General features: G+C 44.0%; 11 protein-coding genes and 1 pseudogene. 10 read left to right on the forward strand and 2 right to left on the reverse strand.

All coding sequences use genetic code 11. The features are described from left to right. Positions 1 to 43 precede the first annotated feature (43 nt). Positions 44 to 1,546, forward strand: coding sequence for an alpha/beta hydrolase family protein (locus ACFVVF_RS03335; RefSeq protein ID WP_387808796.1), 1,503 nt, complete (start codon positions 44 to 46; stop codon positions 1,544 to 1,546). A gap of 89 nt (positions 1,547 to 1,635) precedes the next feature. Here ACFVVF_RS03335 and ACFVVF_RS03340 read toward each other — a convergent pair whose 3' ends face one another. Further along, on the reverse strand, positions 1,636 to 2,211 hold the full coding sequence (locus ACFVVF_RS03340) for a DUF1572 family protein (RefSeq protein ID WP_387805372.1): 576 nt from the start codon (positions 2,209 to 2,211) through the stop codon (positions 1,636 to 1,638). Positions 2,212 to 2,322: 111 nt separating this feature from the next. Here ACFVVF_RS03340 and ACFVVF_RS03345 point away from each other — a divergent pair, with 111 nt between their 5' ends. The 3 genes from ACFVVF_RS03345 to ACFVVF_RS03355 all read left to right on the forward strand — a co-directional run bounded on the left by ACFVVF_RS03345 (position 2,323) and on the right by ACFVVF_RS03355 (position 4,945). Continuing rightward, complete coding sequence (locus ACFVVF_RS03345; RefSeq protein WP_387805374.1) at positions 2,323 to 2,787, forward strand: VOC family protein; 465 nt, start codon at positions 2,323 to 2,325, stop codon at positions 2,785 to 2,787. An 87-nt stretch (positions 2,788 to 2,874) separates the two neighbouring features. After that, positions 2,875 to 4,044: an MFS transporter gene (locus ACFVVF_RS03350; protein WP_387808799.1), complete on the forward strand. Its 1,170-nt coding sequence runs from the start codon at positions 2,875 to 2,877 to the stop codon at positions 4,042 to 4,044. Between the two features lie 259 nt (positions 4,045 to 4,303). Continuing rightward, positions 4,304 to 4,945 carry an HAD family hydrolase gene (locus tag ACFVVF_RS03355; RefSeq protein ID WP_387805375.1) on the forward strand — a complete coding sequence of 214 codons (642 nt, stop codon included), beginning with the start codon at positions 4,304 to 4,306 and terminating at the stop codon, positions 4,943 to 4,945. Between the two features lie 133 nt (positions 4,946 to 5,078). On the opposite strand, the gene ACFVVF_RS03360 is transcribed toward ACFVVF_RS03355, so the two are convergent. Continuing rightward, positions 5,079 to 5,516: a hypothetical protein gene (locus ACFVVF_RS03360; protein WP_387805377.1), complete on the reverse strand. Its 438-nt coding sequence runs from the start codon at positions 5,514 to 5,516 to the stop codon at positions 5,079 to 5,081. Between the two features lie 422 nt (positions 5,517 to 5,938). Here ACFVVF_RS03360 and ACFVVF_RS03365 point away from each other — a divergent pair, with 422 nt between their 5' ends. From ACFVVF_RS03365 to ACFVVF_RS03390, 6 genes and pseudogenes are all read left to right on the forward strand, one after another. Continuing rightward, entirely contained in the window at positions 5,939 to 6,514 is a 576-nt protein-coding gene (locus ACFVVF_RS03365; RefSeq protein WP_387805379.1) for a dihydrofolate reductase family protein, read from the forward strand. A 167-nt stretch (positions 6,515 to 6,681) separates the two neighbouring features. Then, positions 6,682 to 7,098: pseudogene (locus tag ACFVVF_RS03370) on the forward strand (NUDIX hydrolase); the annotation flags it as partial. Between the two features lie 21 nt (positions 7,099 to 7,119). After that, complete coding sequence (locus ACFVVF_RS03375) at positions 7,120 to 7,497, forward strand: SRPBCC family protein (protein WP_387808802.1); 378 nt, start codon at positions 7,120 to 7,122, stop codon at positions 7,495 to 7,497. Positions 7,498 to 7,646: 149 nt separating this feature from the next. Then, on the forward strand, positions 7,647 to 8,594 hold the full coding sequence (locus ACFVVF_RS03380) for a helix-turn-helix transcriptional regulator (protein ID WP_387805380.1): 948 nt from the start codon (positions 7,647 to 7,649) through the stop codon (positions 8,592 to 8,594). A 68-nt stretch (positions 8,595 to 8,662) separates the two neighbouring features. After that, positions 8,663 to 9,205, forward strand: coding sequence for a DinB family protein (locus tag ACFVVF_RS03385; RefSeq protein WP_387805382.1), 543 nt, complete (start codon positions 8,663 to 8,665; stop codon positions 9,203 to 9,205). A 389-nt stretch (positions 9,206 to 9,594) separates the two neighbouring features. Then, positions 9,595 to 10,848: a pyridoxal phosphate-dependent decarboxylase family protein gene (locus ACFVVF_RS03390; RefSeq protein WP_387805384.1), complete on the forward strand. Its 1,254-nt coding sequence runs from the start codon at positions 9,595 to 9,597 to the stop codon at positions 10,846 to 10,848. Positions 10,849 to 11,597: the final 749 nt, after the last annotated feature.

The raw sequence follows: 11,597 nt of genomic DNA on the forward strand, positions 1-11,597 counted from the left end.
TGGAACAGTTGAAAATAGAGTTTTTTTCAAAAGGAGAATCGGGATGAGACTGTTTGAACTGTTGCTTTTTTTATCAAACATCGGGTTATTTGCTTTCACAGTCCTATTAAAAAAAGGACAGCGCAGAATTCCATTATTCATCGGAAGCGGGATTTCCACACTATTACTGGTCGTTCATTGGACGGTGGAAGGATACAGACTGCAGCTGATTTTCCCATATTGCGTAACGATCATTTTTTTAGCCATTTCAAGTTATCGCTATTTTAAAAAAACCGGTACCAAAAAAATCCCGCGGTTTCTATCGGGTTCAGCTTATACCGCCATAGCGATAATGCTGGTCGTAACTGCGGGTCTTATGTATATTTTCCCTGTATTTAAACTGCCTGCGCCGACAGGCGAATTTAAGGTAGGCACGCAAACTTTTCTTTTCGTGGATCCGAATAGGGAAGAGATTTTCGGTCAAGCCGAAGAGGGTAAGAGAGAATTAATGGTTCAAGTATGGTATCCGGCTCAAGCTGGCACCGGCAAGTACGCTCCCTTTATTCCCGATACCCAGATTTTAAGTTATATGGCCGAGAGCTATGGCCTTCCCGGGTTTACTTTTCAACATCTGAAGTACGTATCCAGTCATGCTTATTCGGGGGCTGAAATCTCTTCGGCACAGACCTCATACCCGCTGATCATTGCCAATCCGGGCTACGGCTCTTCCAGGTTCCTCCATACGTCGCAAGCGGAAAATCTCGCGAGTCACGGATATATCGTGGCAGCGATCGACCACACCTACAATACATTTGCAACTGTGTTTCCGGACGGCCGGATCACGACCAGCACAACCGACGACTTATTTTCACCCGATCATGATTATCAGACGGAAAGCAGTAATCGTGACAAACTGGGAGAAGTTTTAACCAGTGATGTGGCATTAGCGCTGGACCAATTCGAGCTCATCCAATCGGGACAGATTCCAAGCTACCTAAAAGGAAAGATTGATCTTGGTCATGTCGGGGTGTTCGGTCATTCTATCGGCGGGGCGACGGCCTATGACGCTTCTTACGATCCGCGAATCGCGGTTGGAATTGACCTTGATGGAGCGCTTTATCGGCTGCGTGACAGAGAGAGTCTGGGAAAGCCGTTCTTGTTCATCAACTCGGAAAGCGAATTCGAGAAATTAAAGCGGGTCAGGGATAACCGAGGCTATACGGATGAAGAGCTTAAACGAATGGGCAACACGAGAGAGTGGATGGATCAAGTAACGGAAGACAAAAAGTTGGAGCTTGAACGAATGCGTGAATCTTTCCATTCAGGGGGACAATTGCTCTATATCGAAAATTCGGAGCATTTGAATTTTGCCGACGTCCAGTTCCTTTCTCCAATTTTTAAAATGCTGGGGGTCACAGGAAAGATTGCGCCCGAAAGAGCGGACTCTGTTATCAATGCCTATATGCTGGATTTTTTCGATAGGTATCTGAAGAATAAAGGCGGAAGCTTAATGAAAGGACCAGATAGCCGATTTCCGGAGGTGAAGTTCGCAACCTCGCTATTATAGTATCACGGAGCAGGCTGCCGATTTTGATACGCTCCCCTTCAAGCTTCAGGTTAAAAAACTGCTGCTGGAAGGGGAGTTTTATTGATCATTTAATTAGACTTATTCAGTTCTTCATCTATAAAATTCTTTATAGCTTTTTCCTTGGAAAATTTATCGTTATTATATTGTCTAGATCCATTCTTTGGAACAGATAAGCTATTCCAGCTGCTTTTTTTTAGCATTTTTGCAGCATAAATAATTTGTCCGACGTGATAGGGGTAATGGGCTAATTGTCTATTAATGGCCTCAACAACGGTATGGCCTTCATTACGAATATATACAATTTGTAATAACTGATCCGTCGTTATGGAATCCAATGCACCCAGCAGACATGCCCAGCCTTCGTTCCATTTCATGAAAAGCTCTTCTTTCGTTTCGATATCATTCTCAAATTCAGAATCTCGATCTCTCCAAGATTTTTCCCCGTCGCTGTTTAAGAAATCAGTCCATCTTGAAAGCATATTTCCCCACAAGTGTTTTACAATAGTTGCGATGCTATTAGAATCGTCATTAAACGTCTCAAATAGTTGTTCTGGATCGACTTGATTCATAGCCGCTTCGCCTAATGTTTTGTAATAAAGAAATTGCTTTTTTGCGCTTTCCAAATAAATTTGCTCCGTATTCATGCTTAACCCCCTAAATTTGATAATAATAAAAATTGGCTGATAAATGGTGACATACTGTCGTCACCACCCCTATATTATACTTCCTTTATAACAAAAAGGAGGAATTACTCGATGTCAGCAATTGTATATTTGAACTTTAATGGTGAAGCCGAACAAGCGATTGATTTTTACGCGGAGGCTTTGAGTGCGAAGGAAGTTAAAAAAGTTAAATTCAATGATATCCCGCAGGATCCTAATTACCCATTGCCGGAAAATGAATTAAATATGATTATGGAATCTTCAATCGAGTTTGCTGGCGGGAAAATGATGATGTCGGATATTTTGCCTTCCATGACGGCGGTAACAGGGGAAGTCGTGAAAGGAAATAATGTCATTATAAGTGTCATTAATGAAGATAAACAAACATTAGAGCAATATTTTAGCCAGTTGTCCGCTGGCGGCCATGTTGTGATGCCGTTGTCGGAGGTGCCTTGGTCATCGTGTTTTGGAATGCTCGTAGATAAGTTCGGTGTTTCCTGGAAATTTAATAGTGACGCTGATAAGTATCTTGATCAAGTAATTTCAAATAAAGGATAACTCATTCTGAAAAATGGTCTTGCAGTTGAAGGCCATTTTTTTGATTTGCTTTTTATTTCGAGGGTAGGGGGCGTTATTTTGAGGAATATGCAGTCTTCTTCGTTTATCTTTTTTCTGGCTTTAGGGATATTTAGTATCATTACTACTGAAATAGGGATCATCGGTGTTCTTCCGCAAGTTACTGACAAATTTGATATAACGCCAGCTCAGGCGGGATTCCTTGTAAGTGCATTCGCTTTAATTGTTGCTGTTTCAGGGCCGCTTCTAACTATGCTCACTTCTGGCATTAATCGAAAAGTCATTTTGCTTACCGCTATCTTTATGTTTGCAATTTCTAATATTGCATATGCTTTTAGTTCCACGTTTGAGTTTATAATTGTTTTCCGGATTGTTCCTGCTTTTTTTCATCCGATCTTTTTCTCAATTGCGATTGCCACCGCTGCAAGTCTAGTTCCTCCAGAGAGGCGTGGCAAGGCGGTGACCCAAGTTCTGGCTGGGGTAACAGTCGGATTCGCTTTTGGTGTGCCGATTACATCCTATCTCGCCGCAAAACTTTCACTGGAAGCTGCTTTTCTGTTTGGAGCTATTGTGAGTGTCGTCGCCTTTATAGGCATACTTGTCTGGCTGCCTTCTATGCCTGTTAAGGAAAGAATGACGTTCGGCAGGCAGATCAGCATCATGCGCAAGCCTCAGTTGTGGTTAGCGATTATAATCGTCTTTATGATCTATACAGCGATGTGTTCGGTTTACAGTTACTTTGCAGAATATCTAGGAAAAGTCACCCATATGAACGGTACCTGGATCAGCATCATGTTAATGGTCTTCGGTATCACCATGATTGCAGGAAACTTTTTATTCGGGTTTCTTGCTAATAAAAGCATGACGAGAACAGTTATTCTGTTCCCGCTCTTATATGCTGCCATTTATTTGTTCCTTTATTATTTTGGCTCTTATTTTATTCCCATGATGGTTGTCGTATTTATCTGGGGTGCAGTGCATGCTGGGGGACTTATTCTAAGTCAAGCCTTGCTAATGGCAGAAACGAAAGAAGCTCCCGAATTCGGGAACAGTTTGTTTGTTTCCTTTTCGAACATTGGGATTACTGTAGGAACACTAATCGGCGGCTGGTTTATCGCTCAATGGGGTGTACATCAGCTCATCTGGAGCGGTATTATCCTTTGTTTGCTTTCTTTTTTACTGATCATTATTAAACTAGCAGCCTCCAAACCGAATGTTGAGAAACAAGCATTGAATTAACTTAGGGAGTTAGATGTCTGCTTCCTCCATGCAGTTGAGCACATTGAATGGTATAAAATGATGAACCTTATAAAAAGTAAGCCATAAAAATCTAAAGCTGCCGGCACTATTTCGGCAGCTTTTTCTTGCGATCTACTAGTTCTGCTATGGAATTGAATCATTGTTTACTTACCTTATATCCGAACAGTAAAATTAGATTCAGACAGTGAATTAGAATCTGTAGGCATGGTTGCGGCGGCTGATAAAGGAGGACAAATCAATGAAAAAGTACATACTCTTCGATCATGATGGTGTTCTGGTTGATACTGAATTCTGGTATTTCAAAGCAGGAGAACGCGCTCTGGCTGACATTGGATTTACCTTGGATAAAGAACAATACCTCCGCGACATGACCCAGTCATTGGGCACTTGGTCTCAAGCTAGAGCGGCAGGTATTGATGAACAGACCATCAGCAAGCAGCGTGAGGTCCGCAACGTCTATTATCAAGAATATCTAAGAACAGAAGCCATAGAGATAGAAGGCGTAATTGAAGCTCTAGCCGAATTGTCAAAATACGTCCGCATGGCAATCGTAACGACTGCGAAACGTGCAGACTTTCAACTTATTCATGAAACGCGCCAGATTAAACAATTCATGGATTTCGTCCTTGTTCGCGAAGATTACGAGCACACCAAGCCGCACCCGGAACCATACTTGACCGGCCTAAAGCGCTTTGGAGCCACCAAAGAAGAGACTCTGGTTGTAGAGGATTCAAACAGAGGATTGAGCGCAGCTGTGGCGGCTGGTATCGACTGTGCTATTGTCCATAACGACTTCACAAAAACACATGATTTTTCACAGGCCAGCTATCGAATCAAGACTCTGATTGAACTAAAGGACATTATCCTGAATGTAACCTGAGCGAGCATTAATAGAATCTTTGTAGACCAAAAACCAGGAAAGGCGATGCAGGGATGTACCTCCATATGCATCGCCTTTCCTATTTTGCTGTTTTAAACAAGCGTTATTTTACATGGGTGGGTCTTTTTAACACCTAATTGTGGATGCTGGCCATCACATGCCAGCTGCCGGAAGCGGACAACGTATAAAAATATTGACCTGCTGTCGTTCCTGTAACAATAGGAATAAGAGGCGCGCCTGATGCTCCAGGATAGGTGTATTGCTGTGAGGACAGGGAGATGGTTTTGGAGCCAACCAATACGTTCGTGCAAGATGTTGTGGTACATTCCTTTTTGTACACCTTGACGGTAAGGGTGTCGTAACTTGTGCCGGTGTTGACGATTACACCGTTGCCGAAATAGATGGTACCGCCGCTGAGATTGTAAACCGGGCTCGTGTAAGAAAAGGCAGCGAATACAGAAGGCGCGAATGAAGCCAACAGGGCGATCACCAGCAGGACGGAGATAAAAGCTCTTTTCATCACAGAACCTCTGATCATTCGATCAGTAATAACTTGCTGTTGCATCATCATTAAATGATTCCTCCTTAGAACTGAATTTTGTTTTAAATTGAGTCATCTTGCAAATTCATCTGAAATCAATAAGTTCCATATTCTCCTTTCTGAAGAAGTTCATTGTCCAGCCCTTCAATGGATAGAAGTATGTTATCAAAGTGAGAGAGTGAAAGGAGAACGATTACATATATTCTATTTTGTGTATATTTTATACACAATAGGAAAATGGGTGAATTTTCACCTTTCAGGAGGGGGAAATTTAACTTGCAAGAAATCGTACGAAAACGGTCTATCTAATGCTGCGCAAAAAGGTAGTTTTTCAAGGAAAGAGGGCAAGTTTCCGGATTAGCAATTCACAATAAACAATTTAAGCGGATTTCTGCTAAAATATAGTTAATGTATAATGCAAGATATCCTTCATGAACAAAGGAGAGCTGTAAATGAGAAAACTCGTTCTATTTCTGCACGCATCGCTTGACGGTTTTGTAGAAGGGCCGAATGGTGCAATGGACATTGGCTGGGTATCCTACGATGCTGATTTGGAGAAACACGCGAAAGAGATTCTGAGTACTGCCGACACTGTCATTTGGGGACGCGGGACTTATCAGATGATGCACAGCTACTGGCCATCTGTGCCTTCGAACCCTTCAGCTTCGCAGCATGAACGGGATCATGCCGAGTGGATCGAAAAGACAGCCAAACTCGTTTTTTCCACGACACTGGACCAAGTTGAATGGAATAATTCCCGACTCGTGAAAGAAAATGTCGAGGAAGAGATCAATAAACTCAAACAGCAGCCAGGCAAGGATATGGTCATTCTCGGGAGTCCCAGGTTCGCACACCAACTTATGCAGCTTGATTTAATTGATGAGTATAAAATTACGGTTTCTCCCGTCCTGATCGGTAAGGGATTGCCGCTATTCCAAGGCATTAAGGAGAAGGTCAATCTTAAGCTAATCGAAAATAAGACCTTTGATTCTGGAGCCATAGCTCTCGCTTACCAGACGGTAAGATGACGTTGTCACTTAAGGTGATTACGCTATCGGGAGACGATAGTTCAGTAATACGACAGCAGCCAGCGTACTACACGTTTGGCTGCGTTTTTGTTGAACTAAGGTACAGGGTAGCGCAACAAAATAATCATTTAAAGTAATGGTAAACTGTAACTCATAGGAGGAGAAGAATGTTTCATGTGAATGTAGAAGGAGCTGTTTTCAGAAAAGATAAGTGGTTAATAATTGAACGTAGTAAGAAAGAGGCACACGCTGGAGGACTTCTTTCTCTTGTTGGGGGTACGGTAGAAAACGAGGGTAATTCGAAGGACATATTAGAAAGAACTATAAGAAGAGAGTTATTTGAAGAAGTCGGCGTAAAGGTGAAACAAAAAATGAAAGTTGTAAGAAACACTTCCTTTTCATTAGAAGATGACAGTGAAGTTATTGATATTGTTTTTCTATGTGAATTTGAAGAAGGGGAAGCTTTTTCCAAAAGTCCAGATGAAGTGGATGCTGTATACTGGATGACAACTGATGAAATACTTAGACATCCAAGATCTCCAATCTGGTTGAAAGATAGTATACAGGAAGCAGAAGCTTTGCTGCATAAGGTTAAATTGTCCAATATGGCAAATATCGAGCACTTACAGACCGTGAATGCTCCAGCTTCAACGGTATATGAAGCATTAACCACTGCCAAAGGGCTTTCAGAAATATGGACAAGTGAACTAATAGTCAGTGATCAGATCGGCTATATAAATGAGTTCCGATTCGGCGGAAAAGGGCTAACAAAGATGCGAGTTGATGAGCTTATTACCGATAAAAAGATTTTGTGGCAGTGTGTGGATTCAAATCCTGAATGGATAGGTACGACAATTTCTTTTGATATGGAGGAAAAAAACGGGAAGACTTCAATCATTTTTCGTCAGATGAATTGGCAGAAAGTAACCGCATTTTATCGCTTATGCAATTATAACTGGGCGATTTTTTTTGTACAGTCTTAAACAGTATTGCGAAGAAGGCGAGGGCCTGCCGTATCATAAACGGAAGTTTTAAACCATTTTGAAGTCTGATAGCATCAAGTAATCAAGGCAGCCTGCTATGTTAGAATAAATGAAATGAACCTGGATGATGGAGCAGCGAGGGAAAGAAAATGAATAAAACCGAACGACAGCTTGCCATAATGCTTGAACTACAACGAAGCAAGGTAGTGAGAGCGGAAGATATGGCTTCTTTATTTGAGACGAGCGTGCGGACGATCTATCGAGACATTCAGGCCCTGAGCGAAATGGGAATCCCAATATTAGGAGCTCCCGGTCAAGGGTATTCTCTGATCGACGGATATTTCCTCCCGCCGGTCAGTTTTTCGGTGGAAGAGACTGTGGCCTTGCTTATAGGAACAGATTTTATCGAACAGAGGCTGGATGGGATTTATGGAACTGTGGCACGGGCCGCCAAACGCAAGATTGAAGCGATTCTGCCGGAGCCAGTGCGTGTTGAGTCGGCACGCGTTCGGGAAACCATGAGGCTTCTTCATGTCAGTGAACCGTTAACTGGCTTGAGGGAAAAAGAATATCTTGGACAATTGCGGCGGGCGATTCTGGAGAGGCGAAAAATTAAGATTTCGTACCAGAAAAAGATTCCGGAATCGGACGGCAATAGGAATAGTATGCGTGAAGTCGATCCGTACGGACTGGCGCTCGTTCAGGGCAATTGGATTTTGCTCGGACGCTGTGACCTGCGGCAGGATATCAGGCATTTCCGCTTGTCGCGAATGACTGATTTGGTCGTGTTGGATAAGCACTTCGTTATGCCGGATGGCTTTAACTTGAGCGATTACCGTCCGCCGGATGACCGCAACGAACGCGTGCTGATTCGGGCCAATCCCAAAATAGCCGATAAAATCGCCGAGACCGGTAATTTTTATATGGAAGCGGTAGAGGAGAGTTTAGACGGTGTTTGGATTCACTTTCGTGTTCGAACGCCGGAGGAGCTGCTGCATCTTATCCTTAGCTGGGGAGGAGATGTCGAGGTGGTGGAACCGGAGTCTTTACGCTGCCGGGTTAGGGAAGAGGCCGAAAAAATTTTAAAACGCTACTGACATACTGTTGTCAGCAGCGTTTTTTTATACTTGGATTATACCCAAGATGAATGAGGAGTGTTGTTTATATGAGAAGTACAACAGAAGCATTGCAGGTGTTTGAGGCGACGGTTGATCGGTATTTAGCTGAGCTGGATAACCTTGAAATGGATCAGCTGCTTGCAAAGCCAAACGAGGAGGAATGGTCGATTGGGCAAATGTATATGCATTTGATCCAGTCGGCTCAATTCATGCAGCTGCGTAATGTTGACGAATGCTTGGCGGGAAGCGAAGCAGTGCTGGGCAGCACAGGGGAAAAAACGGAGAATGGCAGGGCCGCATTTGAGCTTGGCAGTCTTCCGCCCATTCGGATACGGGTCCCGGCTTCACCACAGTATACACCGCAGCAGCCGGAAAGTAAGGAACAGCTGATAGAAGGACTTCGTGGCGTAGCGGAACGGATGAAACGTACCGAAATCGCTTTGAGTGAGGCAGTGGATGGAAATAAAATCCTTCATCCAGGGCTAGGCGCGCTGAACGCTACAGAGTGGTTTTTGCTCGTAGAAATGCATTATAGGCATCATCTGCTGCAATTGGAACGTTTGAAAAAGACTCCAGGAATATGTCAGTGATGTTGTTTACTCCAAAAGGTTTAAACCGAAAGCTCGTCTGCTAGCGAGCTTTTTTAGTTTTTAGAGATTCTAGAGCTCTGAGATGCCCGAGAATTTTATTATTTTCTTTTCCAATAGCGAATACTAAATTGAAACCTTGTGAGGTGTGCGAGTAGATGAGCAAGATTTTAAAAGAATAGTAGTGCTAAACTAATTCTGTCTTAAATCTATACGTGAATGGAGGTTTTTTGATGTCGGATTTTCGCGCTCTGCTTGAGCGTACCCAGATCCACGCTGTGAATTTTCTCAACAGCCTGGACACACAGTCTGTTAGCGCAACCACAGACTTAGTTACATTACGGCATCGTTTGAGCATACCCCTTGGCAAAGATGGCATTCCCGCCGAGCGTGTGATAGACGAGTTGGTAGCTGCCACCGAAGGCGGACATTTGGGCTCTGCAGGAGGACGTTTTTTTGCTTGGGTAATTGGCGGTGCACTGCCTTCAGCACTTGCAGCAGATTGGCTCACTTCCACCTGGGACAATAACGCCGCTTTATATGCTTGCGGTCCGGCCGCTTCTGTAGCGGAAGAGGTTGCCGGAGCATGGGTTAAGGAAGTGCTTGATCTGCCAAGCACAGCATCGTTCGCATTTACCACCGGCTGTCAGATGGCACACTTCACCTGCCTCGCAGCAGCACGGCATTCACTCCTTCGAGATAGAGGATGGAATGTGGAGCGGGACGGGTTGACTGGAGCTCCCGCAATACGTATTTTGGCCACGGAACAGCGCCATGGAAGTATCGAACGAGCACTGCGCTTCCTCGGTATCGGAACAGCTGCCTTGGTGCCACTCACAACCGACGCAGACGCACGTGTCACTGCAGATGTGCTGTCTACAGCGCTTAAAGCTTCTGACAGCCCAACGATTGTTATTCTTGATGCAGCAGATCTTAACGTGGCCGCGATCGATCCGTTCAGCGAGCTCATCCCCATCGCACGAGCAGCAGGGGCATGGGTGCATGTTGACGGTGCGTTTGGACTTTGGGCACGGGCAAGTGGACAACATCGGAGCAAATTGGCAGGAGTCGAGCTGGCCCATTCATGGGCGACGGATGCGCATAAGTGGCTCAACACACCGAAGGACATAGGCATATCCCTAATTACAGACTCCGATGCACATCAAGCAGCAATGGGGATTAGTGCAAACTATCTGACCCATGATGCGGAAACGCGCGATCAAATCAACTGGACACCTGATTGGACTCGGCGCGCGCGAGGCTTTGCAGTCTATGCAGCGTTGCGTGAGCTTGGCAGAGATGGTGTTGCCGAGCTCATTGATCGGAGTTGCGTTCATGCCGCAGCGCTTGCAAAAGGTATCGCAGCGTTAAAAGGGGCAGAGCTTGTGTTCGCACCTACGCTGAATCAGGCACTGGTCAGATTTCTATCGCCAGAGCCTAACGCGTCAGAAGAAGATCATGACGCTCGTACCACCTCTGTAATTGCCGCTATCAACGCCGAAGGAACGGCATTTTTCAGCGGTACCGTTTGGAGTGGACGGCGTGCAATGCGGATCAGCGTTGTCAACTGGCGCACATCGGATGCTGATGTACATGCGACAGTAGCTGCAGTCGCCCGTGTGCTCGCTAATATGGAACTTAAGTAGTATTGAGTGTTGTAATGTAGATTAATCTTAAGGTCGAGTGGCTTTCGTTCGCCTACTATTTCTTCAAGAAGACAGTAATAGACCAAAAAATAGGAATGGCGATGCAAGGATGAACCCCCTGAGCATCGCCATTCCTTTGCTATTTACCATGAAAAACTAACGGGCAGCCTAGTCAAACCATGCTCCCTAATGCATTATTTCAAAATGAGCAATTGAAAAGAAATCATATCAAACATACCATGATATAATATTCGTATACAAATAATTACATAATTTTAAATCCTTTTAAAGAAGGGGAATGAGAAATATGGCAAATATCGAGCACTTATAGGACCGTCAATATTCCAGCTTCAACAGTATATGAGCATTAACCACTGCAAAAGCACTTTCAGAAATATGGACAAATGAACTAATAGACAATGATCAGATCGGTTGTATAATGAGTTCAGATTCGCGGAAAAGGCCGGGAAGACTTCAATCATTTTTCGCCAGACGCATTGGGAGGAAGTAATGCTGAAGGGTGAACTAAAGTACATTCAATGGCCAGCTTATATTAAAGCAAAGAACAGATTGAACATCGAAAGAGAACCGTTTCGAAACGGATATATGTTACCAGCAATTACACCTGTCGCAATGACGGCTCACTCAAGAATAAAAAAGAGCAAGGTATCGCCGGGTATCATAAATCGGATGTTTGTCTACTAACTTCTGGAGGTGATTACATGTCTAAAACACTCTTAAAATTAATT

The sequence above is a fragment of the Paenibacillus sp. NPDC058174 genome (genome assembly GCF_042883865.1).
Classification (GTDB): Bacteria; Bacillota; Bacilli; order Paenibacillales; family Paenibacillaceae; genus Pristimantibacillus.